This is a genomic window from Xanthomonas sp. LF07-6, from assembly GCF_034105445.1.
In the GTDB taxonomy this organism is placed as follows: Bacteria; Pseudomonadota; Gammaproteobacteria; order Xanthomonadales; family Xanthomonadaceae; genus Xanthomonas_A; species Xanthomonas_A sontii.
Map to the genome: position 1 here is coordinate 217,164 of NZ_JAXGGI010000004.1, position 26,803 is coordinate 243,966.

General features: G+C 70.6%; 21 protein-coding genes and 1 pseudogene. 17 read left to right on the forward strand and 5 right to left on the reverse strand.

The genetic code is table 11. The annotated features are described in order from the left end of the window. Positions 1 to 34 precede the first annotated feature (34 nt). Both SLW56_RS09890 and SLW56_RS09895 read right to left on the reverse strand, forming a co-directional pair. Positions 35 to 2,473, reverse strand: a complete 2,439-nt coding sequence (locus tag SLW56_RS09890; protein ID WP_320694780.1) for a heavy metal translocating P-type ATPase — start codon at positions 2,471 to 2,473, stop codon at positions 35 to 37. After that, on the reverse strand, positions 2,470 to 2,910 hold the full coding sequence (locus tag SLW56_RS09895; protein WP_295965383.1) for a heavy metal-responsive transcriptional regulator: 441 nt from the start codon (positions 2,908 to 2,910) through the stop codon (positions 2,470 to 2,472). The genes SLW56_RS09890 and SLW56_RS09895 overlap by 4 nt, the downstream gene beginning before the upstream one ends. 116 nt (positions 2,911 to 3,026) lie before the next feature. Between SLW56_RS09895 and SLW56_RS09900 the strand changes: the two genes are divergently transcribed. The 4 genes from SLW56_RS09900 (at position 3,027) to SLW56_RS09915 (ending at position 7,171) form a co-directional block, all read left to right on the forward strand. Then, on the forward strand, positions 3,027 to 3,434 hold the full coding sequence (locus SLW56_RS09900) for a CopL family metal-binding regulatory protein (protein ID WP_295925172.1): 408 nt from the start codon (positions 3,027 to 3,029) through the stop codon (positions 3,432 to 3,434). 119 nt (positions 3,435 to 3,553) lie between these two features. Further along, a complete protein-coding gene (locus tag SLW56_RS09905; protein ID WP_295925170.1) occupies positions 3,554 to 5,371 on the forward strand; it encodes a copper resistance system multicopper oxidase in 1,818 nt (605 codons plus the stop codon). Then, entirely contained in the window at positions 5,368 to 6,579 is a 1,212-nt protein-coding gene (locus tag SLW56_RS09910) for a copper resistance protein B (protein ID WP_320694781.1), read from the forward strand. Before SLW56_RS09905 ends, SLW56_RS09910 begins: the two co-directional genes overlap by 4 nt. Positions 6,580 to 6,733: 154 nt before the next feature. Beyond that, positions 6,734 to 7,171, forward strand: coding sequence for a hypothetical protein (locus SLW56_RS09915; RefSeq protein WP_295965379.1), 438 nt, complete (start codon positions 6,734 to 6,736; stop codon positions 7,169 to 7,171). Between the two features lie 201 nt (positions 7,172 to 7,372). Here the strand turns inward: SLW56_RS09915 and SLW56_RS09920 are convergent, their stop codons facing one another. After that, entirely contained in the window at positions 7,373 to 7,846 is a 474-nt protein-coding gene (locus SLW56_RS09920; protein WP_295965378.1) for a hypothetical protein, read from the reverse strand. A 219-nt stretch (positions 7,847 to 8,065) separates the two neighbouring features. Between SLW56_RS09920 and SLW56_RS20855 the strand changes: the two are divergent. Beyond that, positions 8,066 to 8,367, forward strand: a pseudogene (locus SLW56_RS20855) (lactoylglutathione lyase); the annotation flags it as partial. A gap of 11 nt (positions 8,368 to 8,378) precedes the next feature. Here SLW56_RS20855 and SLW56_RS09930 read toward each other — a convergent pair. Beyond that, the gene (locus SLW56_RS09930) at positions 8,379 to 9,431 is read right to left on the reverse strand and encodes a hypothetical protein (RefSeq protein WP_320694783.1); all 1,053 of its coding nucleotides are present in this window, start codon (positions 9,429 to 9,431) and stop codon (positions 8,379 to 8,381) included. A gap of 83 nt (positions 9,432 to 9,514) precedes the next feature. Continuing rightward, on the reverse strand, positions 9,515 to 11,347 hold the full coding sequence (gene glmS, locus SLW56_RS09935) for a glutamine--fructose-6-phosphate transaminase (isomerizing) (RefSeq protein ID WP_295965463.1): 1,833 nt from the start codon (positions 11,345 to 11,347) through the stop codon (positions 9,515 to 9,517). Positions 11,348 to 11,589: 242 nt separating this feature from the next. Between glmS and SLW56_RS09940 the strand changes: the two genes are divergently transcribed. The 12 genes from SLW56_RS09940 (at position 11,590) to SLW56_RS09995 (ending at position 26,766) form a co-directional block, all read left to right on the forward strand. Then, complete coding sequence (locus SLW56_RS09940) at positions 11,590 to 12,858, forward strand: efflux RND transporter periplasmic adaptor subunit (protein ID WP_152240309.1); 1,269 nt, start codon at positions 11,590 to 11,592, stop codon at positions 12,856 to 12,858. 135 nt (positions 12,859 to 12,993) lie between these two features. Beyond that, complete coding sequence (locus SLW56_RS09945) at positions 12,994 to 13,719, forward strand: ABC transporter ATP-binding protein (protein ID WP_017910317.1); 726 nt, start codon at positions 12,994 to 12,996, stop codon at positions 13,717 to 13,719. Between the two features lie 13 nt (positions 13,720 to 13,732). Continuing rightward, complete coding sequence (locus tag SLW56_RS09950; RefSeq protein WP_267102679.1) at positions 13,733 to 15,061, forward strand: ABC transporter permease; 1,329 nt, start codon at positions 13,733 to 13,735, stop codon at positions 15,059 to 15,061. A 10-nt stretch (positions 15,062 to 15,071) separates the two neighbouring features. Further along, the gene (locus SLW56_RS09955) at positions 15,072 to 16,307 is read left to right on the forward strand and encodes an FtsX-like permease family protein (protein ID WP_267092926.1); all 1,236 of its coding nucleotides are present in this window, start codon (positions 15,072 to 15,074) and stop codon (positions 16,305 to 16,307) included. Between the two features lie 12 nt (positions 16,308 to 16,319). Beyond that, a complete protein-coding gene (locus SLW56_RS09960; RefSeq protein WP_320694784.1) occupies positions 16,320 to 17,642 on the forward strand; it encodes an ABC transporter permease in 1,323 nt (440 codons plus the stop codon). Positions 17,643 to 17,657: 15 nt separating this feature from the next. Then, entirely contained in the window at positions 17,658 to 18,872 is a 1,215-nt protein-coding gene (locus tag SLW56_RS09965; RefSeq protein WP_320694785.1) for an FtsX-like permease family protein, read from the forward strand. Positions 18,873 to 18,884: 12 nt separating this feature from the next. Then, complete coding sequence (locus SLW56_RS09970) at positions 18,885 to 20,195, forward strand: ABC transporter permease (protein WP_320694786.1); 1,311 nt, start codon at positions 18,885 to 18,887, stop codon at positions 20,193 to 20,195. Next, positions 20,192 to 21,433, forward strand: a complete 1,242-nt coding sequence (locus SLW56_RS09975; protein ID WP_320694787.1) for an FtsX-like permease family protein — start codon at positions 20,192 to 20,194, stop codon at positions 21,431 to 21,433. The genes SLW56_RS09970 and SLW56_RS09975 overlap by 4 nt, the downstream gene beginning before the upstream one ends. Before the next feature lie 13 nt (positions 21,434 to 21,446). Beyond that, positions 21,447 to 22,742, forward strand: coding sequence for an ABC transporter permease (locus SLW56_RS09980; RefSeq protein WP_320694788.1), 1,296 nt, complete (start codon positions 21,447 to 21,449; stop codon positions 22,740 to 22,742). A gap of 46 nt (positions 22,743 to 22,788) precedes the next feature. Next, the gene (locus SLW56_RS09985; protein WP_148829598.1) at positions 22,789 to 24,015 is read left to right on the forward strand and encodes an FtsX-like permease family protein; all 1,227 of its coding nucleotides are present in this window, start codon (positions 22,789 to 22,791) and stop codon (positions 24,013 to 24,015) included. A 171-nt stretch (positions 24,016 to 24,186) separates the two neighbouring features. Next, on the forward strand, positions 24,187 to 25,416 hold the full coding sequence (locus tag SLW56_RS09990; RefSeq protein ID WP_152245267.1) for an FtsX-like permease family protein: 1,230 nt from the start codon (positions 24,187 to 24,189) through the stop codon (positions 25,414 to 25,416). Positions 25,417 to 25,464: 48 nt separating this feature from the next. Continuing rightward, positions 25,465 to 26,766, forward strand: coding sequence for an ABC transporter permease (locus SLW56_RS09995; RefSeq protein ID WP_267121418.1), 1,302 nt, complete (start codon positions 25,465 to 25,467; stop codon positions 26,764 to 26,766). Positions 26,767 to 26,803: the final 37 nt, after the last annotated feature.

Genomic DNA, 26,803 nt, shown 5'->3' on the forward strand with positions numbered 1-26,803 from the left:
GTCAGGCTCCAGGGTCGAGAAATCGCATCCGCGCTCATTGCGGACGCCAGCGATTCAGCAGCAAGGCATTGCCCAGCACCGAGACCGAACTCAGTGCCATCGCCGCGCCGGCGATCACCGGGTTGAGCAGGCCGAACGCGGCCAGCGGGATGCCCAGGCCGTTGAAGACTAAGGCGAAGAACAGGTTCTGGCGGATCTTGCGCACCGTCGCCGCGGACAGGTCGATGGCGGCGGCGACACCGGCCAGGTCGCCGTGCATCAGCACCACGTCGGCCGCCTCGATGGCGATGTCCGAGCCGCTGCCGATGGCGAAGCTGACGTCGGCCGCGGCCAGCGCCGGGGCATCGTTGATGCCGTCGCCGACCATGCCCACGTGTGCGCCCGGCACGGCCTGCAGCCGGCGCACGTGCGCGGCCTTGTCCTGCGGCAGCACCTCGGCCTGCACCTGCTGGATGCCGAGCCGCGCGGCCACCGCCTGCGCCGCGTGGCGGTTGTCGCCGCTGAGCATGGTCACCGCGATGCCGCGCGCCTGCAGCAATGCCACCGCCTCGGCGGCATCATCGCGCAGCGGATCGGCGATGGCGATGTAGCCGCTCACCGCGCCATCCACCGCCACCCCGACCACGCTGTGGCCCTGCGCCTGTGCCGCCTCGGCCTGGCGGCGCAGCGCCGGGTCGGCCGGCGCAGCGACCAGGCCGTCGAGCCACGCCAGCGCGCCCAGCGCCACCTCGCGCCCGTCCACGCGGCCGCGCACGCCCTGCCCCGGCAGCGTCTGCACCGCCTCGGCCGACGGTGCCGGCACGGCCGCGCGCACGCCCAACTCGGCGGCGCGCTGCACGATGGCGCGCGCCAGCGGATGCGCCGAGCCGGTTTCCAGCGCCGCGGCCAGGCGCAGCAGCGGCGCGGTCTCGGCCGCGTCGACGACCAGCACCGCGGTCACCTGCGGCTGGCCCAGGGTCAGCGTGCCGGTCTTGTCGACCACCAGCGCGGTCAGCGCACGCGCGCGTTCCAGCACCTCGGCGTCGCGGATCAGGATGCCGGCGCGCGCGCCGACACCGGTGCCGACCATGATCGCGGTCGGCGTGGCCAGGCCCAGCGCGCACGGGCAGGCGATCACCAGCACCGCCACCGCGTGCACCAGCGCCTCGGCGAAGCTGCCGCCCAGCGCCCAGGTCGCGCCCAGGGTGAGCGCGGCGATGGCCAGCACCGCCGGCACGAACACCGCAGCGATACGGTCGACCAGGCGCTGGATCGGCGCGCGCGAGCCTTGCGCGGCATCGACCATACGCACGATCTGCGCCAGCAGAGTGTCCGCGCCGACGCTCGTTGCGCGCGCGCGCAACAGGCCGAGCTGGTTGACCGTGGCCGCATGCAGGCGACTGCCCGGCGCCTTGGCCACCGGCATGGCCTCGCCGGACAGCATCGCCTCGTCCACGCTGGAATGGCCGTCGAGCACCTCGCCGTCCACCGGCACGCGCTCGCCGGCAGCGACCACGAACACGTCGCCGACCGCCAGTTCCGCCGCATCCACCTCCACGACGGTGCCGTCGCGCTCGACCCGCGCGGTGGTCGGCGCCAGGTCGAGCAGCGCGCGCACCGCCGCGGTGGTGCGGCGCTTGGCGCGCGCTTCGAGCAGGCGCCCGAGCAGCACCAGGGTGATGACGCTGGTGCTGGCCTCGAAGTACACGTGCTGGCCATGCAGGCCGGCCACGGTGACCACGGCGCTGTACAGATAGGCCATGCCGGTGCCCAGCGCGACCAGCACATCCATGTTGGCGCTGCCGTTGCGCAGCGCGCGGTAGCCGGCGCGGTAGAAGCGCGCACCGATCCAGCACTGCACCGGGGTGGCGAGCAGCAACTGCAGCCAGCGCGGCAGCGGTTCGACGTGCCCGCCGCGCAGGGCGTCGCCATCCAGCATGCCGAGCATCTGCCCCCAGAACGGCAGGGTGAGCAACACCGCCGCGGCGAACAGGCCCAGCTCGCGTCGCCAGGCGTGCCGCTCGCTGCGCTCGCGCTCGGCCAGCTGCGCCGGGTCCATGGCCTGCGCGACGCGCGCGCCGAACCCGGCGCGTTCAATCCGTGCGACCAGCTCCGCCGGCGCGACCGCACCAGGCACGATCTCCACCCGCGCCTTGGCCGAGGCCAGGTTGGCGTGGCCGGCGAGCACGCCCGGGGTCTTCGCCAGCACCGCATCGATGGACGCGACGCAGGACGCGCAGTGCAGGCCGCTGAGTTCCAGGGTCAGGGTCTCGATGGGCACGCTGTAGCCGGCCTGCTGGATGCGCTGCAGCAGCGTCGGCAGATCCACCTGCTGCGGATCGTAGTCCACCTGCACGCGCGCGCCGGCATAGCTGGCCTGCGCCGCCACGCCGGGCAGGCGCTGCAGCGCCTTCTCCACGCCGGCCGCGCAGGCGGCGCAGGTCATGCCCTGCACCGGCAAGGTCAGCGAGGCGGTGGCGCGACCCGTGCTCATCGCGACGGCTCGCCGGCGGCATCGCCGCGGATGTCGCCCAGGATCGGGCAGGCGTCCGGCGCACCGCGGCCGGGGCACTCCTCGACCAGCGCCGCCAGGGTGTCGCGCATCTCGGTCAGCTCGGCGATGCGCCGATCCAGCGCCTGCAGGCGCGCGCTGGCGCGCTGCTTGATGCCCTCCACGCCATGCACGCGATCGTCCTGCAACGCCAGCAACTCGCCGATCTCCTCCAGCGAAAAGCCCAGTTCCTTGGCGCGTCGGATGAAGCGCACCCGCTGCACCGCCGCGGTGTCGTACTCGCGGTAGCCGGAGGCACGGCGCGGGGCGGGTGGCAGCAGGCCCTGGCGTTCGTAGTAGCGCACGGTGTCGATGGCGACGTCGGCCTGGCGGGCGAGCGCGCCGATGGTGAAGCGGGCGGTGGCGGGGTCGGATCGCATGCGCACACCCTACTCCCTGGAGTCGGGTCCAGAGTCAAGCCTTGCCGGATGGCGGTCGCTTGCCGCGCACGCCGGCTTCGGTATCCTCTTCCGTTCCCGACGCCACGCTGCCGCCTGTGCCGACTTCCGCCGTCCTGCTGCGCCTGCTGCTGTGCCTGAGCCTGCTGCTCAACGGCACCGCGGCCGCCATGGCGATGCCTGGCATGGCGACGCACGGCACTTCGACGCACGACACCGGTGCCACGGTCGCCAGCGCGGCGCCGGTGCATGCGGCAATGCCCTGTCACGACGCGCCGCCACCGCCGCCGGCGGATCACGACGGCCACTGCCACGACCATGCCGGCAAGCACGGTGGCTGCGGCGGCATGGCCGGCTGCCAATGCCCGCACGCGCAGCCGCTGCCGGCCCTGCTGGCGATGCCGCTGGCGCTGCCACGCTTGCCCCGCACCCTGATTGCAGCCGCTCCCCAGGGCGCGCACGGCGCACCCGGCCTGCCGCGGCTGGAACGCCCTCCCAGCGCCTGAGCGCGCGCGGCCGCCTGCTGGGCGGTCTCCCGGTGGCAGCGCACAGGCGCTGCCGCGTCCGAGCCTGCAGCGCCCATCGGCGCTGCGTGGCGCATCGCATCCGCTTACGGACATCGCACATGAACCCATCTTCTTCCGGCCTGCCGGCGCTGCCGTCGCGGCGCCGCTTCGTCACCGGGCTGGCGCTGGGCGCCGCCGCCGGCCTCACCGGGCTGCCGCTGCGCAGCGCCCACGCCAGCGCGCTCGCCCGCAACGGCGCCGCGCCCTACGTGCTGCAGGGCACCGACCTGGATCTGAGCATTGGCAGCACCCGCGTCAACTTCACCGGGCGCGAGCGTCCCGCCATCGCCGTCAACGGCAGCGTGCCGGCGCCGCTGCTGCGCTGGCGCGAAGGCGACACCGTCACCATCCGCGTGGCCAACCGCCTGCCCGGCCACACCCAGACCTCGGTGCACTGGCATGGCCTGCTGCTGCCGGCCAACATGGACGGCGTGCCGGGCATGAGCTTCGACGGCATCTACCCGGGCGAGACCTACCAGTACCGCTTCGCCCTGCGCCAGTCCGGCACCTACTGGTACCACAGCCATTCGCTGCACCAGGAGCAGGCCGGGCTGTACGGCGCCATCGTCATCGACCCGCGCGAGCCGCCGCCGTACCGCTACGACCGCGAGCACGTGCTGCTGCTGTCGGACTGGACCGACCTGGATCCGGCAGCGCTGTTCCGGCGGCTGAAGCAGATGCCGTCCTACGACAACCTGTACCAGCGCACCGTCGGCGATTTCCTGCGCGACGCGCGCGAGGACGGGCTGCGCGCCACCCTCGCCGACCGCGGCATGTGGGGGCGCATGCGCATGACCCCCAGCGACCTGTCCGACGTCAACGGCAACACCTACACCTACCTGCTCAACGGCATGACCCCGGCCGGCAACTGGACCGGGCTGTTCCGTCCCGGCGAGAAGGTGCTGCTGCGCTTCATCAACGCCTCCAGCATGAGCTACTTCGACGTGCGCATCCCCGGGCTGAAGATGACCGTGGTCGCCGCCGACGGCCAGTATGTGCATCCGGTGAGCGTGGACGAATTCCGCATCGCCGCGGCCGAAACCTTTGATGTGCTGGTCGAACCCAGCGGCCAGGACGCGTACACGGTGTTCGCGCAGGACATGGGCCGCACCGGCCACGCGCGCGGCACGCTCGCAGTGCGCGAAGGACTGCAGGCACCGGTGCCGGCGAACGATCCGCGTCCGCTGCTGCGCATGCAGGATATGGGCCATGCGATGGCCGGGCACGCCGGCATGGAGCACGGCGCAGGCATGGCCATGCACGGCATGGAGGGCGGCTGCGGCGCGAACATGCACATGGCCGGCATGCCGGGCATGGAGCACGCCGCGCACGCGGCTGCAGGCGCTGCCACCGCACCTGCGCACCCACGCAGCGAACGCGGCAATCCGCTGGTGGACATGCAGTCCTTCGCCACCGCGCCGCGGCTGGACGACCCCGGCACCGGCCTGCGCGACAACGGCCGCCGCGTGCTGACCTATGCCGACCTGCACAGCCTGTTCGAGGACCCGGACGGACGCGAGCCGGGGCGCGAGATCCAGTTGCACCTGACCGGCAACATGGAGAAGTTCGCCTGGTCGTTCGACGGCATTCCCTTCGCCAGCGCCGAGCCGCTGCGGCTGAACTACGGCGAGCGCCTGCGCATCGTGCTGGTCAACGACACGATGATGCAGCACCCGATCCACCTTCACGGCATGTGGAGCGACATCGAGGACGCGGCCGGCCGCTTCCAGGTGCGCAAGCACACCGTGGACATGCCGCCGGGCACGCGCCGCAGCTACCGCGTGCGCGCCGATGCGCTGGGCCGCTGGGCCTACCACTGCCACCTGCTCTACCACATGGACGGCGGCATGATGCGCGAAGTGCGGGTGGACGCATGAGCCGCCTCCGCCTCGCTCCGCTCGCCCAGGCCACCGGCCTGGCGCTGCTGCTCGCGCACGCTGCGGCGCAAGCGCAGCATGCCCACACGGCCGACACCGACGGCGGCGACGCCACTACTGCCGCGCCCTGCGCCTGCCCGGCACCCGCTGCCACCACACCCATGGCGGGCGCTGCGGAGGCATCGCAGCCCGACACGGCAATGCACGGCGCCATGGACCACGCAGCCATGGGGCATGCCGCGCACGCGCCGACCATGCAAGACACGCCTGCGGCAGAGCACGCCGACGCCCTGTCGCACGCGTACATGGACCACGCCACGAAGGACCACGCGGCCGCGCCGGCGTCGCAGGTCGATCACAGCCACCGCGCGCATCACGCACACGACGGCATGCATCACGACTGCATGGACCATGCGATGCCCACCGCGCCCGCGCCCGCGCCGACCGCGACCGCGAGCGCATGCCAGTGTCCTGCGAGCGCCGACACGTCGCTGCCACGCGAGCCGATCCCGCCGATCACCGACGCCGATCGCGCAGCCGCATTCCCCGTGCTGCGCGACCACGGCATGGCGCACGGCGCGGCGCGCACCGGCTACCTGCTGGTCGATCGCCTGGAGGGCTGGGACAACGCCCACGGCAGCGGCCAGGCCTGGGAGGCACGTGGCTGGTACGGCGGCGACATCGACCGGCTGTGGCTGCGCAGCGACGGCGAACGCGAGGGCGGCCGCACCACGGCCTCCTCGCTGGAACTGGCTTATGGCCGCGCGATCTCGCCCTGGTGGGACATGCTGATCGGCGCCAGGCAGACATTCGCGCCGGGCCGTGCGCGAACCTCGGCGGCGTTCGGCGTGCAGGGCATGGCGCCGTACAAGTTCGAGGTGTCGGCCCTGCTCTACGTCGGCGAGGGCGGCCATGCCAACCTGTACCTGGAAGGCGAGTACGACGTGCTGCTGACCAATCGCCTGATCCTGCAGCCACGGCTGGAAGCGGAACTGGCCGCGCGCGACGATCCGGCGCACCGCACCGGCAGCGGCCTGACCACCGTGGAGGGCGGGTTGCGCCTGCGCTACGAGGTCACGCGCCGGTTCGCGCCGTATGTCGGCGTGGAGCACGTGCGCAGCTTCGGCGACACCGCCGACCTGCGCCGCGCCGATGGCGAGGCGGCGCGCGAGACACGCTGGGTCGCCGGCCTGCGGTTCTGGTTCTGAGCGGACGGCAACGCGGCGCGGCGCTGTCCGTCGACAGTCGTTCTCCCCATCCAGGGTCGGCCGCAGTTCACCCGGTACATGCGAGGGTTCGGGCGGCCCTGTGCGCACCACGCACGCGGGGCTGTCACCGTCGATCGCCCAGGAGACCCGCTCGATGCACGAATCCGCCAACGCCGCCGTTCCCGCGGCCCGCCGGTGGCTCGGCCTGGCAGGCATCGCCTGCCTGGCCGTGCTCGCCGCTTGCGCATGTTCGACCGCCATGCAGCAACGCCCTCTGCTGCCGGACGGCACCCAAGCGGCTGCCGACGCGCAGGACGCCAACGCGGCCAGGGCAGTGATCGTCTACTTCGATCGCAGCGGCGACGTCGAGCAGACCAAGCACCGCATCACGGCAGCGGCAGCGGACTTGCATGCCCCGGTGCTGTACACGCTCGACCGCATCGGTGCCATCGTGTTGGGCGTACCGACCGGGAAGACCGCCGAACGGCTGATCGCCGACGTCGGCGGCATTGCGGGCGTGCTGATGGCGGTGCCCGATGGCCAACAGCAACCGCAGCAGGGCGCGTCGCCGCCCTCCTTGCAGCTGCGGTAATCGCCGGGCTGATCCCGGCCACCGCGCGCGCATGCGGGAAAACGCGCCGATGGCCTGGGCGCGTCCGCGTGCGACCCGGTTCGCCGTCTCCGTAGGCGCGGCGCTGGCGATTGGCAGGATCGGCCGCGACACGCGTCATCCAAACGCCCGTCGCGACGGACGCCGCTCCTGCGCGAGCGACTGCCGCAAGAGCGCCACGGCTCACACGTGCAGCGCCGCCTGCAACGCCGCCACCTCATGCCGTGGCGGCCGCAGCGCCCCCAGCGTGCCGACCAGTTCGCGATAGCTGCGCGCCAGTTGCGCGAACAGTCCCGCGTCGCTGGCGCGGGTCTCGGCGACTTCGGCATAGGCGCCGCGGCCGAGATCGATGAAGTAGTCCACGCTGACCCGGCGCCGCGCCGCCACGCCAGGGAACAGCCCGGCGATCAGCAGGCAACCATCGCCGACCTCGCGCAGTGCGTCGGCGCGCGCGCGCCCGACCTGGTCCTGCGCATGCAGCCAGGCCAGCGCCTGGATGCGCGCCAGCAACTGCGCGTCGCGCTGGTAGCGCAGCAGCACGAACACCAGATAGTGCTCGCGCGATTCGTCCAGCGGCCGGCCCAGGCGCTGCCCGGCCTCGTGCACCAACGCCTGCCACAGTTCGGCCGGCGCCCCCTGTCTGAAAGACTCGTACATGCGTCCTCCTGCGTGGTGGGAACCCTCGCAGGAAGCTTATGCATAACCCAGGCCAGTGCGTTAGCAGATCGGCGGCGCCTCTGCCAACAGGCGGAGCGGCACGACTCTCTCGCCGCGCTCTACATCGGCCGCTACGCCGTCGCCCTTGGAATTGCGCCAAGCCGCACAACGCGGCGCCTCCCCCATGCGAGACCGCCATGCCCACCACCGAAGGTACAGGTGCCGGCAGACCCGGCGCAGCGGCAGATGTGGACGGCCGGCCCGGCGTGCTGGAATCGACCAACAACCACGGCAGCGAACGGCTGGATGGCCCGGTCTACCACGACGGCAACAGCGAGCCGCGCGGCTTCGGCCAGCTGTGCGTGTCGGTGCCGGACCTGCATGCGGCCTGCGCACGCTTCGAAGCGCTGCACGTGCCGTTCCAGAACCGCCTGAGCGACGGGCGCATGCGCAACATCGTCTCCATCAAGGACCCGGACGGCTACTGGGTGGAGATCATCCCCAACACCTCCAGCGACTGAGCGCAGCGCGCTCAGGCATGCTGCGGCGCGATCACCACGTTGACCCGCAGGCCTAGGCGGCCGGATTCAAGATCTTTCTTGAGCACCGCCGGGTTGTCCAGCAACCCGGCCGGATCGTAGATCAGGCACACCAGGCGCTTGACGCCAGGATGCTGGCTATAACGGGCGGCATCGATCACCAACTGATCGACGATCTCGCGATCCCGCAGCCCATCGCGCGTCATTTTCACTTCGATCGCGACCTCGTTGTCGTCGAGCCGAAAATCCATCCGCGAACTGTTGCCGGCATAGCTCGGCGTGTACTCCTCGGCACGCACGTGCAGGTAATGCAGCTTCAACAGCGCGTGCAGAGCATCCTGCACGTCGTACTCGTCGACGAAGGTCATAGCCGTCCGTGTTGCGTGGCGCTTGCCGATCTGCCGTACGAACGCGTGGAAGTTCTGCAGCAGGTTGAACAACTGCGCCAGATCACCGCCCGGCGTGCTCGCATCATCGACGGCTGGCGCTGGATCGGCGTAGGACCGTTCCAGCAAGCGCTGCTCAAACTGGCGTTGCGGCTTCGATGCTGGGCGCAGGATGAAATGCAGCAGCACGACGGCACCTGCCATGAGCGCCAGGTAGAAGATCAGATAGCGGGGATCCAGTCGGACGTCGATATCGGGCACATAGCTGGCCCGCACGTGGTCCGCCGCCCCCTGCCCCCGGGCGACGACCAGATAGTGGACCACCACCACCAGCCCGGACATCGATCCGCTGCCGGCGTAGAACTCGTCCGGGCGTTCGACCGGAGATCCCTCGGGAGACGCGTTGTAGCGCTGCATCTGCGCGAACAGCGGCGCCGTGCGCGCCCTGAACTCCTCCGACAGCAGGAACTGCTGCACCCTGGAATTGCTCAGGTCGTGCGGCTGGAAGATCGGCCAGATCAGCAGCAGATAGCTCAGCGTGATCATCACCGCGGACAGCACCGTCGCGGACAGGGCCAACCGCCGCATCCATTGCACCCGTTCGATCAGCGCCCGCAGCGACGCCTGCGGCGACCCACGCGTTTCGTGGACATCCTGCATCGTGTCGCTCCTGGGTTGCAGGCGATGGACGCGCCCTCGCCGCCAGCATAGCGCAGCGTCGGCATCGCCCTGCGCCCCGGCGACTACTCCACCGTCACCGACTTGGCCAGGTTGCGCGGCTTGTCCACGTCGGTGCCACGCGCCAGCGCGGTGTGGTAGGCCAGCAACTGCACCGGCACGGTGTGCAGCACCGGGCTGAGCACGCCGGCGTGACGTGGCGTGCGGATCACGTGCACGCCGTCCGATTCATTGAAGTTGCTGTCCTGGTCGGCGAACACGAACAGCTCGCCGCCGCGCGCGCGCACTTCCTGCATGTTCGACTTCACCTTCTCCAGCAAGGTGTCGTTGGGCGCGATCACCACCACCGGCATGTTGGCGTCGACCAGCGCCAGCGGGCCGTGCTTGAGCTCGCCGGCCGGATAGCCCTCGGCGTGGATGTAGGTGATCTCCTTGAGCTTGAGCGCGCCTTCCAGGGCGATCGGGTAATGCAGGCCGCGACCCAGGAACAGCGCGTTGTGCTTGTCGGCGAAGCGCTCGGCCCATACCGCGATCTGCGGTTCCAGGTTGAGCACGTGCTGCACGCTGCCGGGCAGGTAGCGCAGTTGCTCCAGGTACTCGGCCTCCTGTTCGGCGCTCAGCCGCCCGCGGCGCTTGGCCAGCACGCAGGTGAGCTGGAACAGCGCCGCCAGCTGGGTGGTGAAGGCCTTGGTCGAAGCCACGCCGACCTCGGCGCCGGCGCGGGTGTACAGCACCATCGCGCTGGCGCGTGGGATCGCGCTCTCGGGCACGTTGCAGATCGACAGGGTCTTGGTATGGCCCAGCGCCTTGGCGTATTTGAGCGCCTCCATCGTGTCCAGGGTTTCGCCGGACTGGGAGATGGTCACGATCAGTTGCCGCGGATTGGCGCAGGCATCGCGGTAGCGGTACTCGCTGGCGATCTCCACGCTGCACGGCAGCCCGGCGATGCCCTCGATCCAGTAGCGCGCGGTCAGCCCGGCGTAGTAGCTGGTGCCGCAGGCCAGGATCTGCACGCCGTCCACGTCGGCCAGCAGCGCCTCGGCCTTGCTGCCGAACAGCGTGGTGTCGAAGCCGCCGGCGTCGAACAGCGCCTCCAGCGTGTCGGCCAGCGCGCGCGGCTGCTCGTGGATCTCCTTCTGCATGAAGTGGCGGTACGGGCCCAGCTCCAGCGAGGCCAGCGACACGTCGGACACGTGCGGCTCGCGCTGCACCGGCTGGTCCTGCGCGTCGTACACCTGCACGCCGTCGCGGCGCAGTTCGGCGGTGTCGCCTTCTTCCAGGAAGATCACCCGGCGCGTGGCCTGGATCACCGCCGAGACATCCGAGGCGATGAAGTTCTCGCCCTCGCCCAGGCCGATCAGCAGCGGGCAACCCATGCGCGCGCACACCAGCAGGTCCGGGCACGACTTGCTCACCGCGGCCACGGCATAGGCGCCGGTCAGTTCCTTCACCGCCGCCTGCAGCGCGCCGAGCAGGTCGCGGCCCTGGGCGATGTAGTGGTGGATCAGGTGGGCGATGACCTCGGTATCGGTCTGCGATTCGAACACGTAGCCCAGCGCGGTCAGGCGCTCGCGCTGCTGCTCGTGGTTCTCGATGATGCCGTTGTGGACCAGCGCCAGGTCGCCATGACTGACGTGCGGGTGCGCATTGGCCTCGGTGACGCCGCCATGGGTCGCCCAGCGGGTGTGGCCGATGCCCAGCGGCGCGTGCAGGCCTTCGGCCAGCGCGGCGCTCTCGGTCTCGGACACGCGGCCGGTACGGCGCACGCGGCGGACCTGCCCGTCGGCGATGGCGGCGATGCCGGCCGAGTCGTAGCCCCGGTATTCCAGGCGCTTGAGCCCCTCGATCAGGACCGGAACCACATCGCGATCCGCGATCGCACCGACGATACCGCACATAGCCACGCCCTTCGCCGAAAAGTCCGCCATTCTAGCGAAGTCCGCTGAATGTCTCGCCGCTGTCCGCTGCCGGACACAGGGCGTGTCACCCATTCCCGAGCATGCACCCGCCCTGGTGTCCGCGAACGTGTCCGCGGACACCCGGACACCTGTCCGTGCCGTCCGCACCCATGCAATTCAATGACTTGCAGTTGGCACGCATCGTGCTGTGAAGTCCCCATCCTCACCGCTGCGACCGTCCGATGATCCGTGACACCTCCGCCCAGGACCAGGTTCTCGCCCGCCCCCGCTCCGCGGCCTGGCGCCGCTGGCTGTGGCCCGGGCTGATCGCCACGCTGGTGCTGCTGGGCATCGCCTTCGCCGCACGCGGCTGGATCGCCGGCAGCCGCTCGTTCGACGCGCAGCGGGTGCGCATCGCCACGGTGACCCGCGGCGACCTGGTCCGCGACATCTCCGCCGACGGCCGCCTGATCGCCGCCAACAGCCCCACCCTGTACGCCATCTCCGGCGGCACCGTGACCCTGAAGGTGGTCGCCGGCGACGTGGTCAAGCAGGGCCAGGAGCTGGCCGAGATCGACAGCCCGGAACTGCGCAGCAAGCTCGCCCAGGAAGAAGCCACCCTGGCCGGCCTGCAGGCCGAGGCCGGCCGTGCCGACCTGGACGCGACCCTTGCCCGCGCCAACGCCAGCAAGCTGATCGACCAGGCGCAGATCGAACGGCAGGCGGCCAGCCGCGACCTGGAGCGCTACCAGCGCGGCTATGAAGGCGGCGCGGTGCCGGCAGTGGAACTGGCCAAGGCCCAGGACACCCTGAAGAAGGCCGACATCGCGATGAGCCACGCGCAGAAGGATTCGGGCCTGCAGGCGCAGGGCGCCTCGCTGGACGCGCGCAACAAGCGCCTGCTCGCCGAGCGCCAGCGCGCGGTGGTGGCCGAGGTGCAGCGCCAGGTCGACCTGCTGACCCTGCGCTCGCCGTTCGACGGCCAGGTCGGCCAGGTGCAGGTCTCGCAGCACACCAACGTCGCCGCCAACGCGCCGGTGTTGAGCGTGGTCGACCTCTCCAAGTTCGAACTGGAGATCAAGGTGCCGGAAAGCTTCGCCCGCGACCTGGCGATCGGCATGCCGGCGCAGTTGACCAGCGGTGCCGGCGAACCCTTCGCCGGCGCGATCTCGGCGGTGTCGCCGGAAGTGGTCAACGGCGAGGTCAACGCGCGCATCCGCTTCACCGACAAGCAGCCGCCTGGCCTGCGCCAGAGCCAGCGCATGAGTGCGCGGGTGCTGCTGGATACCCGCAAGAACGTGCTCAAGCTCGAGCGCGGCCCGTTCGTCGAACAGTCCGGCGGCCGCTACGCCTACGTCATGGACGGCGACTCGGCGGTGCGCCGCCCGGTCGAACTGGGCGTCACCAGCCTGGGCGAAGTCGAAGTGCGCTCGGGCCTGCAGCCGGGAGACCGGGTCGTGGTCTCCGGCAGCGACCTGTTCGGCGATGCGCCGCAGGTGACGGTGCATTGAAGGCTGGGATTGGGGAGTCGGGATTGGGGATTCGCAAGCCTCTCTCGTTTTCCTTTCCTGGCCACTGATTCCGAATCCCGACATCCCTAATCCCTAATCCCCAATCCCCGCTCCACCACCACAGGAACTCACGCCATGCTCGAAATGCGCTCCGTCTCCAAGGTCTTCCGCACCGAACAGGTCGAGACGCATGCGTTGCGCTCGCTGGACCTGCATGTCCGCGAGGGCGAGTTCGTCGCCGTCACCGGGCCGTCGGGGTCGGGCAAGACCACCTTCCTCAACATCGCCGGGTTGCTGGAAACCTTCACCAGCGGCCAGTACCTGCTCGACGGCCAGGATGTCAGCAACCTCAACGACGATGCGCGCTCGCGCATGCGCAACCAGAAGATCGGCTTCATCTTCCAGGGCTTCAACCTGATCCCCGACCTCAACCTGTTCGACAACGTCGACGTGCCGCTGCGCTACCGCGGCATGGGCGCGGCCGAGCGCAAGCAGCGCATCGAGGAGGCGCTGAGCCGGGTCGGGCTGGGCTCGCGCATGAAGCACTATCCGTCCGAACTGTCCGGCGGCCAGCAGCAGCGCGCGGCGATCGCCCGCGCCCTGGCCGGCAGCCCGCGCCTGCTGCTGGCCGACGAACCGACCGGCAACCTCGACTCGCAGATGGCGCGCGGGGTGATGGAACTGCTGGAGGAGATCAATGCGCAGGGCTCGACCATCGTCATGGTCACCCACGACCCGGAACTGGCCGCGCGCGCGCAGCGCAACGTGCACATCGTCGACGGCCAGGCCACCGACCTGCAGCGCGAACCGGTGCTGGTGCAGGGCGGCGCGGCGGCGGCGTCCGCCAACGATCACCGCTGAGACAGGCCCTGCCATGTCGCTGCCGTATGCCGTGGAACTGGGATTGCGTGGAATGCGTCGGCATCCGCGCACGGTGTTGCTCGCCGTGCTCACGCTCGCCCTGGGCCTGGCATCGGTGATGACGATGCTGACCTTGCAGGCGATGCTGTCCGCCGATCCACTGCCCGGCCTCAGCCAGCAGCTGTACCTGGGCTGGGTGGACTCGCGGCAGATCGCCCGCCAGGACGACCCCGACGCTGGCGAGCCGCCTCAGGCGCTGTGGAAGCTGGACGATGCCACGGCATTCATGGCTACGCTGCCGCAGGTGCGGCAGGCGGCGCTGACGCTGAGCACGTTCGACGTGAGCGACCAGGCACGCACGCGCCACCAGCAGGCCTACGCGATCAGCGCGCTGGGACCGATGCCGGCGCTGTTCGGCCTGCCGCTGCGGTCCGGCCGCTACTGGACGGACGCAGAAGAACGCAACCGTGCGCCGGTGGCCATCATCAGCCACGCGCTCAGCCTGAAGCTGCTGGGCAGCGAGAACGGCGTCGGCCGGCAGATCCGACTGGGCAAGCAGCTGTTCCAGGTCGTCGGCATCAGCGACGACTGGAGACCGCGCCCGGCCTTCTACTTCCTCAATGGGCCGGAAGCGGCCTGGCAGCAGTATCCGCTGGAGGTGTTCGTTCCGGCACGGGCGGCCCTGGACGCGGACGCCAAGCCGGGATTCGTCCAGGACTGCGACGACACCGGCCACGCCGGCGTGCGCTTCAACGAACTCGACCTCGGTGCCTGCCGCTGGCTGATGCTCTGGGCGCAGTTGTCCACCCCCGTGCAGGTAAACGCCTACCGCGATGCGCTGTCCGCGTTCGCACAAGCGCGCCATGCCGATGGGGTTTTCCAGCGCGCGCCGCAGGTCGCCTTGTACGGCGTGGCCGAGTGGCTTGCGCGCAACCGCGTGGTCCCGGACAGCGTGCGCCTGAACGTCTGGCTGGCGCTCGCGCTGCTCGGGCTGTGCATCGTCAATGTCGCCGGCCTGCTGGCCGCACGTTTCCTGCGCCGCTCCGCCGAAATCGGCGTGCACCGGGTCCTGGGCGCCCCGCGCGCGGCGGTGTTCGTCCGCTGCCTGACCGAAGCCGGCGCGATCGGCCTGTTGGGCGGCGTGCTGGCATTGCCGGCCACGCTGTTCGCCCTGTGGATCGTGCGCATGCAGGCGGAGGCCTACAGCGACCTGGCACGCTTCCAGCCCAGCCTGTTCCTGGCGATGGTGGCGCTGGCGATCGGCACCGGCCTGCTGGTCGGCCTGCTCCCGGCGTGGCGTGCAGCGTTGCTGCAACCGGCGCTGCAAGTGAAAAGCCTCTGAGGGCCCGTCGATGCCACTGCGCCCCTATCTCTCACCCCTGTTGCGGCATCCGCTGATGCCGCTGCTGGTGATCGTGCAGACCGTCCTGGCCTGCGCGATCCTGACCAACGTGCTGTTCCTGCTGTGGCAGAAGCTGGCGCCGATGCTGGTCCCGGACGGCATCGCCCGCGATGAGGTCATTTTGGTCGACCAGGTGATCAATGGCCAAGGCGGCTGGAAAGCGCCGCAGATCCGCGCCGGCACCGACACGCTGCGCCGCATCCCCGGAGTCACCGCGGTCTCGCCGACGATCGGCCTGCCAATGAGTTCCTCCATGGTCATGGTCGGCCGCGTCGCCGGCCCTGCGGCGACCGAGCGCGTGAGCCTGCTGGTCGGCGACGACCTGATCGATGCGTTGGGCCTGGACCTGGTGGCCGGACGCAACTTCAGCGCCGACGAAATGCGGGTCGGCGACCTGCCCGCCGCGACCGCGTCCGACCGCACCACCGCGGTCATCCTCACCCAGGCGCTGGCGCAGCGGCTGTTCGGCTCGCGCCCGGCGCTGGGCGGCGTGCTCACCAACGGACAGGCGAACGCGACCAAGCGTTTCGTCGTGGTCGGCATCGTCCGCCACCTGCTGCGCTACCAGCTCGACGCGCTGGACGACGGCAAGGCCGAGTACACGATGCTGACGGCGGGCACAGTCACCGGGACGCCGATCCTGACCTACGCGGTGAGGACCGCGCCGGAGCGGCGCGCGGCCGTGATGGCCGAGATCCCGCAACGTCTGCAGCAGTTGTTCGGCGACGCGCTGCTGCGCGGGATCACGATCCGTGCGAACGACTACGAATCCCAGCGCAACGAACGGCTCCAGCCGCGCCGCGCCGCAGTGTGGCTGTTCGGCACCGCCAGTGCGGTGGTCACCCTCATCACCCTGATCGGCATCGCCAGTCTCAGCGGTTTCTGGATCCAGCAGCGGACCCGGCAGATCGGCATCCGCCGCGCCCTGGGCGCCAGCCGCGGCCAGATCCTGCGGCATTTCCTGCTGGAAAACCTGGTGGTCATCGGCAGCGGCGTGGTCCTGGGCATGCCATTGGCCTACATCGCCAATCTCTGGTTGATGCAGCACTACGAGCTGCCGCGGCTGCCCGCCGCCTGCCTGCCGATCGGCTTGCTCGCCGTGTTGCTGCTAGGCCAATGCGCGGTGTTGTCGCCGGCGCGGCGCGCCGCCGCGATCCCGCCCGCCACCGCCACCCGCAGCGCCTGAGCCAAGGACCCCATGTTCCGTTACTACATCCAACTGGCAGTACGCAGCCTGCGCCGCAGCCCGGTGCTCACCGCGCTGATGGTGCTGTCCATCGCGGTGGGCATCGGCGCGGCGATGACCACGCTGACGGTGATGCGGTTGCTGTCCGGCGATCCCTTGCCCGGGCGCAGCCAGCAGATCTTCTTCGCGCAACTCGATCCGCGCCCCAGCAACGGCGCCAACCAGAAGCCGTACGACAAGCTCGACTACCCCTCGGCCATGGACCTGTGGACGCGCGGGCGCGCCGATCGCCAGGCCATGGTCGCCGAGAGCGAGATCAAGGTGCACGCGGCAGACGGCGCCACCCCGCCGTTCATGACCCAGTTGTTGATGACCCAGGCCGATTTCTTCCCGATGTTCCAGGTGCCGTTCGCCTACGGCAGCGGCTGGCGCGCGCGCGACGACCAGGACCGGGCGCGGGTGGCGGTGATCTCGTCCGACCTCAACGCCAAGCTGTTCCAGGGCCGCAACAGCGTCGGCCGCAGCCTGCTGGTGCGCGGCACGGCGGTGCGCATCGTCGGCGTGCTGGCGCCGTGGCGGCCGTCGCCGCTGTTCTACACGCTGGCCGGCGGCAGCTTCGCCCATGGCGATACCGCCAGCTTCTACGGACGGCCGCAGGACGTGTTCATGCCGCTGTCCAGCAGCCTGGAGGTCAACGACGGCCACATCCAGCCGTGGACCTGTTTCAGCAAGCCCGAGGCCAACCTGGACCTGCGCAGCGCGCCGTGCGTGTGGCTGCAGTTGTGGGTGCAGCTGGACACGCCAGCGAAGGTCGCCGACTACCGCCGGCTGCTGGCCGACTACGCCGCGCAGCAGCACGCCGCCGGGCGCATCGGCCGCGCCGACACCGCGCGCCTGCTGTCGCTGCCGCAATGGCTGGACCATAACCGCGTGGTGCCGGGCGACGTGCGCCTGCAGAGTTGGCTGGCGCTGGCGTTTCTGGGCCTGTGCCTGTTCAACAGCGTCGGCCTGCTGCTGGCCAAGTTCCTGCGCCGCGGCGGCGAGATCGGCGTGCGTCGCGCGCTGGGGGCCTCGCGTCGCGCGATCTTCGCGCAGTGCCTGACCGAGGCCAGCGTGATCGGCCTGCTCGGCGGCGCCGGCGGCTGGCTGCTGACCCTGCTGGGCCTGTGGAGCGTGCGCCAGCAGCCCACCGCCTACGCCGACCTGGCGCATCTGGATCCGACGACGTTCGCCGGCACCTTCGCACTGGCGCTCGCCTGCAGCCTCGCCGCCGGCCTGTTCCCCGCCCTGCGCGCCAGCCGTATCGCGCCGGCCATGCAACTCAAGAGTCTGTAACCGGGGCGCACGACGATGCACATCACTCCCATCCTCAGCGCGCTGTCGCGCCATCGCATCGCCGCCGCGCTGATCGCGCTGGAAGTGGCGCTGGCCTGCGCCGTGCTGTGCAACGCCTTCTTCCTGATCGGCAATCGTCTGGAGCTGGTGCACCTGCGCAGCGGCATCGACGAGACCGCGCTGGGCCTGGTGTCGCTGTCCGGCTGCGACGGCTGCAACGCCGCCGACGTCAACGCCCGCGCGCTGGATGCGGTGCGCCGCACGCCCGGCGTGCGCGCGGCCGGTGCCATCAACACTGTCCCGTTCGCGCCGCCGGTGTTCAACAACGGGCTGTGCCTGGACCAGGACTGCACCCGGGTCGGCGGCGTGCCGCACTTCTACATGGTCAGCCCGGGGGCCGTCGCGGCACTGGCGCTGCAGCCGGACAGCGGCCGCGCGTTCGCCGACGCGGACTACCAGCCGCTCGACAACGGCATCCCGACCGCGGCCGGCGTGTGGATCACGCGGGCGCTGGCCGCGCACCTGTGGCCGGGCCAGGATCCGCTGGGCAAGGAATTCTGGTCCGGCGGCCATTTCCGCGTGATCGGCACGCTGGAGCACCTGGCGCGCCCCGATCCGGGCCGCAGCGAGGATGGCGTGATCGGCAGCGACTGGTCGGTGGTGATCCCGGTGCGCGAGGCCGCGCAGTCCGGCACCTATGTGCTGCGTGCCGATCCGCGCGAGTTGCCGCGGGTGTTGGCGCAGGCGCGCGCCGCGGTGGCACGGGCGGTGCCCGAGGCGGTGCTGGACAACGCCAACAGCAAGCCGCTGGACGACCTGCGCCAGACGTATTTCCGGAGCGACCGGGCGATGACCGGGCTGCTGGTGGCGATCATCGTCGCGATGCTGCTGGTGACCGCGCTGGGCATCGTCGGCCTGGCCAGTTTCTGGGTGCAGCAGCGCACCAAGCAGATCGGCATCCGCCGCGCGCTCGGCGCCACCCGCCGCGACATCCTGCGTTATTTCCAGACCGAGAATCTGCTGCTGGTCGGCGCCGGCGTGGCCCTGGGCATGTTGCTGGCCTACGGCGGCAACGTGCTGCTGATGCGGGTCTTCGAACTGGAACGGTTGCCAGCCAGCTACCTGCCGGTCGGCGCGCTGCTGCTGTGCGCGCTGGGCCAGCTCGCCGTGCTCGGCCCGGCGCTGCGCGCCGCCGCCGTCGCCCCCGCCATCGCCACCCGCAGCGCCTGACCCGGAGCCCGCATGTTCGCCTACTACCTCCGCCTGGCCCTGCACAGCTTCGGTCGCAACCGCATCCTCACCGGGCTGATGGTGCTGGCCGTGGCGCTCGGCATCGGCGCGTCGATGACCATGCTGACGGTGCTGCACACGCTCTCCGGCGACCCACTGCCCGGGCGCAGCGCCACGCTGTTCCATCCGCAGCTGGATCCGCGTCCGCGCAACCTGCCCAGCGCCGACCCCGAGCCGCCGGACGAACTGACCTGGCAGGACGCGACCGCGCTGTACCGGGCACAGGCGGCGCCAGCGCAGACCATGACCAGCGCGAACTGGCTGCCGGTGCGCCAGACCGTGCCCAACAGCCCCCTGCGCATGCTCACCACGCGCGCCGCCACGGCCGACCTGTTCGGCATGTTCGGCATGCGCTTTCTGTACGGCAGCGGCTGGAGCCATCGCGACGATACCCAGCGCGCGCCGGTGGTGGTGCTGAGCCGCAAGCTCAACGATGCGTTGTTCGGCGGCGCCGACAGCGTCGGCAAGACCCTCACCATCGCCACCCGCCCGTTCCGGGTGATCGGGGTGATCGACGCGTGGGATGCGCAACCGCGCTTCTACGACCTCAACTCCGGTGCGTACACGCCGCCGGAAGCGCTGTACATGCCGTTCGAGACCTGGCTGGACCTGCCGCAGGACTATGGCTACGGGCCGATGCAGTGCTGGGGCAAGGACGGCGAGGCCGGCCTGCACGATCCCAAGGCCGCGCAGTGCACCTGGGTGCAGTACTGGGCACGGCTGGACACGCCGGAGCAGGCGCGGCGCTATCGCGCGGCGCTGGACGCCTACAGCGCGCAGCAGCGCCAGCTCGGCCGCTTCGAACGCGCCCCCAACACCCGCCTGCGCAGCCTGGTCGACTGGCTGGACTACAAGCGGGTGGTGCCGGCCACGGTGCGCATGCAGACCTGGATCGCCTTCGGCGTGCTGCTGGTGTGCCTGCTCAATGCAGTGGGCCTGCTGGTCGCCAAGTTCATGCGCAAGGCCGGCGAGATCGGCGTGCGCCGCGCGCTCGGCGCCAGTCGCCGCGCGGTGTTCGCGCAGTGCCTGGCCGAATCGGCGCTGATCGGCTGCCTGGGCGGCCTGCTCGGCATCCCGCTGACCTGGATCGGCCTGTGGCTGGTGCGCCAGCAACCGGTGGCGTACGCGCAGCAGGCGCATGCCGATCCCGCGATCCTCGGCATCGCCCTGGCCGTGGCCACGCTCTCGGCGCTGGCCGCCGGCCTGTGGCCAGCCTGGCGCGCCTCGCGCATCGCCCCCGCCCTGCAGGTGAAATCGCTATGACCCCGCTGCCTCCCGTGCGTCCCATCCTGTCCGCATTGGGCAGCCATCGCGCCGCGGTGGTGCTGATGGCGCTGCAGATCGCCCTGACCCTGGCGGTGCTGTGCAACCTGGTGTTCATCATCGCCCGCACCTACCAGCGCGTGCAGACCCCGACCGGGGTGATGGAACAGGACATCGGCCTGATCCAGAGCATCAGCGTGGTCGGCGAGCCGGGCAGCGTCAGCAGCGTCGGCCGCAGTCTGGACATCCTGCAGGCGGTGCCCGGCGTCGAAGCGGCGGCGTTCGGCACGCCGCCGCTGTGGGGCCCGACGCAGGCGCAACTGTTCCTGCAGCCGCAGGCCACGCAAGCGGTCGCCCGTGCCCGCCTGTTCCTCGGCAGCCAGGGCCTGAACCGCACGCTGGGCATCCGCATCGTCGCCGGTCGCGACCTGCGCGACGCGGAACTGACCGGCGCCTCGGACCTGTTCGGTGCGCCACCGGAGATCGAGCGGCGCCTGCCGGCGCTGATCACGCCGTCGCTGGCGGCCAAACTGTTCCCCGGCACGTCGCCGCTGGGGCGCACCCTCTACACCAGCACCTTCAACCAGCCGGTGCGCCTGGACATCGTCGGGGTGATGGCGCCGGTGCGCGGCGACATCACCGGCCACGACGACGATGCCGATGCACTGCTCACCGAGATCCGCATCGGCAGCGAAGGCTGGGGCGGCGGCTACCTGATCCGCAGCACGCCCGGGCAACTGGCGCAGGTGCTGCCGCGCGCGGCCGCGGCGATGCAACGCGCCAACCCCACCTACGTGCAGCAGCGCGTGGCCACCATGCAGGAACTGCGGACCGAGTACTTCAAGAGCGACAGCGCGGTGGCGCGGATGCTGCTGGCGATCATCCTGATCCTGCTCACCGTCACCGCGCTGGGTATCGGCGGGCTGGCCAGCTTCTGGGTGCAGCAGCGCACCCGGCAGATCGGCATCCGCCGCGCGCTCGGCGCCACCCGCGGCGACATCCTGCGCTACTTCCAGCTGGAAAACCTGCTGATCGTCGGCGGCGGCGCGCTGCTCGGCGCCGTGCTCGCCTACGTCATGAACCAGTGGCTGATGCAGCGCTTCGAACTGGAGCGGCTGTCTTCGCCGACCGTGCTCACCGGCATCGTCGCGGTGTGGCTGCTCGGCCAGCTCGCCGTCCTCGGCCCGGCCCTGCGCGCCGCCGCCGTCCCGCCCGCCACCGCTACCCGCAGCGCCTGACCCCGGAGCTCCCATGTTCGGCTACTACGTCCGCCTCGCCTTGCGCAGCTTCCGCCGCAACACCGTCCTCACCGCACTGATGGTGCTGGCCATCGCCCTGGGGATCGGCGCCAGCATGACCACGCTGACCGTGTTCTACGTGCTCTCCGGCGACCCGATCCCGCAGAAGAGCGACCGCCTGTTCTACGTGCAGGTGGATGCGCAGCCCAAGTCCGGCTACCAGCCGGGCGAGGAACCGGATTCGCAGAACACCCGTTTCGATGCCGAGGCCCTGCTGCGCGAGAAGCGCGCCAAGCGCCAGGCGCTGATGACCGGTGGCAGCGTCGCGATCGAACCGACCAAGAGCGGCCTGAAACCGTTCAAGTCGGAAGTGCGCTTCACCTCTGCAGACTTCTTCCCGATGTTCGACACGCCGTTCCTGTACGGCCACGGCTGGACCGGCACCGAAGACGAGCGCCACGACCGCGTGGTGGTCATCAGCCGGAAGCTCAACGAGAAGCTGTTCGACGGCGCCGACAGCGTCGGCCGCGAACTGCGCATGGACCAGAACACCTTCCGCATCGTCGGCGTGCTCGACACCTGGGAGGTCAAGCCGCGCTTCTACGACGTCACCAACACCTACGGGTCGGACGAACAGGCCTATCTGCCGTTCTCGGTGGCGATGGACCTGAAGATGGACCGCAACGGCAGCATGAACTGCTTCGGCGACAGCAACGGCGAGCAGACCGCGCTCAATGCGCCCTGCACCTGGGTGCAGTACTGGGTGGAACTGGAAAGCCCGGCGCAGGCCGCCGACTACAAGGCCTACCTGGAGAACTATTCGGCCCAGCAGCGCGCCGCCGGCCGCTTCCAACGCCCCAACAACGTGCGCCTGCGCAACGTCATGCAGTGGCTGGACCACAACGAAGTGGTGCCCGGCGACGTGCGCCTGCAGCTGTGGCTGGCGATGGGCTTCCTGCTGGTGTGCCTGCTCAACACCGTCGGCCTGCTGCTGGCCAAGTTCCTGCGCCGCAGCGGCGAGATCGGCGTGCGTCGCGCGCTCGGCGCCTCGCGCGGGGCGATCTTCGCGCAATGCCTGGTGGAGGCAGGCGCCATCGGCCTGGCCGGCGGCGTGGCCGGCCTGGGACTGGCCACGCTCGGGCTGTGGGCCGTGCGCCAGCAGCCGGCCAGCTACGCCAAGCTGGCGCATCTGGATCCGAGCATGCTGGCGCTGACCTTCGCCATGGCGGTGGGCGCCAGCCTGCTCGCCGGCCTGCTGCCGTCGTGGCGCGCCATCCAGGTGGCCCCCGCTCTGCAGCTCAAGTCCTGATCCTGCGCGCCCTGCGCCTTCCACGCATTCTCACAAGGTCATCGCCATGGATATCCGCCCCATCCTGTCCACCCTGCGCCGGCACAAGACCGCCGCCGCGCTGATCGTGCTGGAGATCGCCCTGGCCTGCGCGATCGTGTGCAACGCGCTGTTCCTGATCGGCAACCGCATCGAGACCCTGCACCGGCCCAGCGGCATCGCCGAGTCGGAACTGGTGACGATCTCGCTGGGCGGCATCGGCCAGCAGGTCAACGCCGCTGCGCGCACCCGCGAGGACCTGGCCGCGTTGCGCGCGGTGCCCGGGGTGCGCAACGCCACCGTGCTCAACCAGGTGCCGTTCGTGCACTACTCCTGGAACACCAGCCTGTCGCTGACCCCGGACCAGGAACGGCCCACGCTGAACGCGGCGCAGTACATGGCCGAGGAGGGCACGCTGAAGACCCTGGGCCTGAAGCTGGTGGCCGGTCGCGATTTCGCGCCCGACGAGTACATGGATCTGGAAGCGGCGCAGACCGACAAGCGGATCCAGGAGAAAGGCACCGCGATCATCCTCAACCGCGCCACCGCGGAAAAGATGTTCCCGGGGCAGAACGCGCTGGGCAAGACCGTGTACACCGGGCCGGTGGGCGCCCGCGTGGTCGGCATCGTCGAGACCCTGGCGCGGCCCACCGCCGCCAGCGGCCTGGCCGAGATCGACTACGCGATGCTGCTGCCGTTTCGCCTGAGCTACACCGACGGCCTGTACGTGCTGCGCGTCACCGACCCGGCGCGGCGCCAGGAAGTGCTGAACGCGGCGACCGCGGCCTTGATGAAGGTCGACAGCAGCCGGCTGGTGCTCAAGCAGCAGACCTACAGCGAGATCCGCGACGCCTACTTCCAGGGCGACCGCGCGATGGTGTGGCTGCTCGGCGCGGTGTGCGTGGCGCTGCTGGTGGTCACCGCGCTGGGCATCGTCGGCCTGGCCAGCTTCTGGGTGCAGCAGCGCACCAAGCAGATCGGCATCCGCCGCGCGCTCGGCGCCACCCGCGGGCAGATCCTGCGCTACTTCCAGACCGAGAACTTCCTGCTGGCCAGCACCGGCATCGTGCTCGGCATGCTGCTGGCCTACGCCATCAACCAGTGGCTGATGGGCAAGTACGAACTGCCGCGGCTGCCGCTGTCCTACCTGCCGATCGGCGCGGTGGCGCTGTGGCTGCTCGGCCAGCTGGCGGTGTTCGCGCCGGCGCGCCGCGCCGCCGACGTGCCGCCGGCCGTCGCCACCCGCAGCACCTGATCCATCCCCTTGGCCGGCTCCGGCCGGCCCTTTTTCCATCGAGCGCGCCATGCCCCGCAACCATCGCCCACTGCCGTCCTCCGGTCTCCTGCGCCACGCGCCTGCGTGGCCGCAGCCGTGCCCGATCGGCCCGGCGGCGCCGGTGCGGCGCGGCCGTTGAACGTCGCCGCCATGGCACTGGGTCCGATGCTCTCGACGCTGTCCCGGCACCGCACCGCGGCGACGCTGATCGTGCTGGAGATCGCGCTGGCCTGCGCGATCGTCTGCAACGCGCTGTTCCTGATCGGCAACCGCATCGCGACCCTGCGCAGCGCCAGCGGCGTCGCCGAAGCGGAACTGGTGACGATCGCCCTCGGCGGCATCGGCCGGCAGGTCGACGCGGCGGCACGCACCCGCGAAGACCTGGCTGCGTTGCGCGCGCTGCCCGGCGTGCGCAACGCCACCGTCGTCAACCAGATGCCGTTCGGGGACGCCGCCTGGAACGTCGGCCTGAATCTGACCCCCGACCAGGAATGGCCCACGCTCAATGCCGCGCAGTACAAGGCCGAGGACGCCACGCTGCGCACGCTGGGCCTGCGCCTGATCGCCGGGCGCGATTTCCGCGCCGACGAATACCTGGACCTGGACGCACTGCGCAACGACGAGCGCCTGCGCAACGCCGGCGGCGCGGTCATCCTCAACCGGGCGGCGGCGGAGAAGATGTTCCCCGGACAGAACGCGCTGGGCAGGACCGTCTACCGCGGCACCGTGCCGGCGCAGGTGGTCGGCATCGTCGACGCCCTGGCCCGCCCCAACCCGGACCTGGTCGGCCCGGCGCAGGCGCCCTACGCATTGCTGATTCCGCTGCGCATGCCCTACACCGACGGGCTGTACGTGCTGCGCGTGCGCGACCCGGCGCAACGCCAGGCCGTGCTCGCCGCGGCGACCGCGGCGCTGATGCAGGTGGACAGCAGCCGGCTGGTGCTCGATCAGCAGACCTACAGCGAGATCCGCGACGCCTATTTCCAGGGCGACCGCATCATGGTGTGGCTGCTCGGCGCGGTGTGCGTGTTGTTGCTGGTGGTCACCGCGCTGGGCATCGTCGGCCTGGCCAGTTTCTGGGTGCAGCAGCGCACCCGGCAGATCGGCATCCGCCGTGCCCTCGGCGCCACCCGCAGCCAGATCCTGCGCGACTTCCAGGCCGAGAATTTCCTGCTGACCAGCGCCGGCATCGCGCTGGGCATGCTGCTGGCGTACGCGATCAACCAGTGGCTGATGGGCCGGTACGAACTGCCGCGGCTGCCGCTGTCCTACCTGCCGCTCGGCGCGGCGACGCTGTGGCTGCTCGGCCAGTGCGCGGTGCTCGCGCCGGCGCGGCGCGCGGCGGCGGTGCCGCCGGCCGTGGCCACCCGCAGCCTCTGATCCCGTCCTTCCATCGCCCGCCACCGCCCCCTTCTCCAGGACACCACGATGTTCGGCTACTACTGCAAACTGGCGCTGCACAGCTTCGGTCGCAACCGCCTGCTGACCGCCCTGATGGTGCTGGCGATCGCGGTCGGCATCGGCGCGTCGATGACCACGCTGACCGTGTTCCACGTGCTGGCGGCCGATCCCATTCCCGGCAAAAGTGCGCAGCTGTTCAATGTCGAACTCAATCTTCAGCCGGACGACCACTACGATCCGAACGACACCGATCCGCAGCAACTGAGCCGGCACGATGCCGAGACGTTGCTGCGCGACCGGCGCGGCGACCGCCAGGCGATGATGTCGGCCGGCGGCGTGACCGTGATCCCTGCGCAAGCGGCGCAGACCCCGTTCGGCGCCGAAGCGCGCTACACCAGCGCCGATTTCTTCCCCATGTTCGCGGTGCCGATGCGCTACGGCCACGCCTGGACCGCGGACGACGATGCCCGGCGCGCGCGCGTGGTGGTCATCTCGCAACGCCTCAACGCGCAACTGTTCGGCGACGTGGACAGCGTCGGCCGCGAACTGCAGCTCGGCGATAGCGTGCTGCGGGTGGTCGGGGTGATGGGCGACTGGAACATGAATCCGCGCTTCTACGACCTGACCAATACCGAGTACGGCAACAGCGAGGACGTTTTCGTGCCGTTCTCCACCGCACGCGACCTGGACCTGGACGTCAGCGGCTCGATGTCCTGCTGGGGCGACACGGCCGATGGCAAGACCAGCGAAAACGCCCCCTGTGCCTGGATCCAGTACTGGGTGGAACTGGACAGCCCCGGCAAACGCGTCGCCTACCTGGACGCCCTGCAAGCGTATGCGCAACAGCAGCGCGACGCCGGCCGCTTCAGCCATCCGCCGGACATCCGCCTCAGCGACGTGATGACCTGGTTGGACCGCAACCACGCGGTGCCCTCCGACGTGCGTCTGCAGGTGGGGCTGGCGCTGGCGTTCCTGGGCATCTGCCTGCTCAACACCGCCGGGCTGATGCTGGCCAAGTTTCTGCGCCACAGCGGCGAGATCGGCGTGCGCCGCGCGCTCGGCGCCTCGCGCCGGGCGATCTTCGCCCAGCACCTGGTCGAGGTGGCGGCGATCGGCGTGGCCGGCGGCAGCGCCGGCCTGCTGCTGGCCTGGATCGGCACCTGGCTGGTGCGGCAGCAGCCGGCCGACTACGCGTCGCTGGCGCACCTGGATGGCCGCATGCTGCTGCTCGCGCTGGGCCTGAGCTTGGGCAGCAGCCTGCTGGCCGGCCTGCTGCCGGCCTGGCAGGCGATGCGCGTGCCCACCGCCCTTCAACTCAAGTCGCAATGACGCGCCGCGTGCGCCCCTCTCAGCCAGGACTCCCACC

Excerpts from the sequence above, each read along its gene's own strand:
- SLW56_RS09955 (WP_267092926.1), top strand. The coding sequence starts at position 15,072 with ATGCCACTGCGCCCCTATCTCTCACCCCTGTTGCGGCATCCGCTGATG.
- SLW56_RS09920 (WP_295965378.1), bottom strand. The coding sequence starts at position 7,846 with ATGTACGAGTCTTTCAGACAGGGGGCGCCGGCCGAACTGTGGCAGGCG.
- SLW56_RS09915 (WP_295965379.1), top strand. The coding sequence starts at position 6,734 with ATGCACGAATCCGCCAACGCCGCCGTTCCCGCGGCCCGCCGGTGGCTC.
- SLW56_RS09895 (WP_295965383.1), bottom strand. The coding sequence starts at position 2,910 with ATGCGATCCGACCCCGCCACCGCCCGCTTCACCATCGGCGCGCTCGCC.
- SLW56_RS09985 (WP_148829598.1), top strand. The coding sequence starts at position 22,789 with ATGGATATCCGCCCCATCCTGTCCACCCTGCGCCGGCACAAGACCGCC.
- SLW56_RS09975 (WP_320694787.1), top strand. The coding sequence starts at position 20,192 with ATGACCCCGCTGCCTCCCGTGCGTCCCATCCTGTCCGCATTGGGCAGC.
- SLW56_RS09930 (WP_320694783.1), bottom strand. The coding sequence starts at position 9,431 with ATGCAGGATGTCCACGAAACGCGTGGGTCGCCGCAGGCGTCGCTGCGG.
- SLW56_RS09905 (WP_295925170.1), top strand. The coding sequence starts at position 3,554 with ATGAACCCATCTTCTTCCGGCCTGCCGGCGCTGCCGTCGCGGCGCCGC.
- SLW56_RS09890 (WP_320694780.1), bottom strand. The coding sequence starts at position 2,473 with ATGAGCACGGGTCGCGCCACCGCCTCGCTGACCTTGCCGGTGCAGGGC.
- SLW56_RS09980 (WP_320694788.1), top strand. The coding sequence starts at position 21,447 with ATGTTCGGCTACTACGTCCGCCTCGCCTTGCGCAGCTTCCGCCGCAAC.
- SLW56_RS09960 (WP_320694784.1), top strand. The coding sequence starts at position 16,320 with ATGTTCCGTTACTACATCCAACTGGCAGTACGCAGCCTGCGCCGCAGC.
- glmS (WP_295965463.1), bottom strand. The coding sequence starts at position 11,347 with ATGTGCGGTATCGTCGGTGCGATCGCGGATCGCGATGTGGTTCCGGTC.
- SLW56_RS09965 (WP_320694785.1), top strand. The coding sequence starts at position 17,658 with ATGCACATCACTCCCATCCTCAGCGCGCTGTCGCGCCATCGCATCGCC.
- SLW56_RS09945 (WP_017910317.1), top strand. The coding sequence starts at position 12,994 with ATGCTCGAAATGCGCTCCGTCTCCAAGGTCTTCCGCACCGAACAGGTC.
- SLW56_RS09950 (WP_267102679.1), top strand. The coding sequence starts at position 13,733 with ATGTCGCTGCCGTATGCCGTGGAACTGGGATTGCGTGGAATGCGTCGG.
- SLW56_RS09990 (WP_152245267.1), top strand. The coding sequence starts at position 24,187 with ATGGCACTGGGTCCGATGCTCTCGACGCTGTCCCGGCACCGCACCGCG.
- SLW56_RS09970 (WP_320694786.1), top strand. The coding sequence starts at position 18,885 with ATGTTCGCCTACTACCTCCGCCTGGCCCTGCACAGCTTCGGTCGCAAC.
- SLW56_RS09995 (WP_267121418.1), top strand. The coding sequence starts at position 25,465 with ATGTTCGGCTACTACTGCAAACTGGCGCTGCACAGCTTCGGTCGCAAC.
- SLW56_RS09940 (WP_152240309.1), top strand. The coding sequence starts at position 11,590 with ATGATCCGTGACACCTCCGCCCAGGACCAGGTTCTCGCCCGCCCCCGC.
- SLW56_RS09910 (WP_320694781.1), top strand. The coding sequence starts at position 5,368 with ATGAGCCGCCTCCGCCTCGCTCCGCTCGCCCAGGCCACCGGCCTGGCG.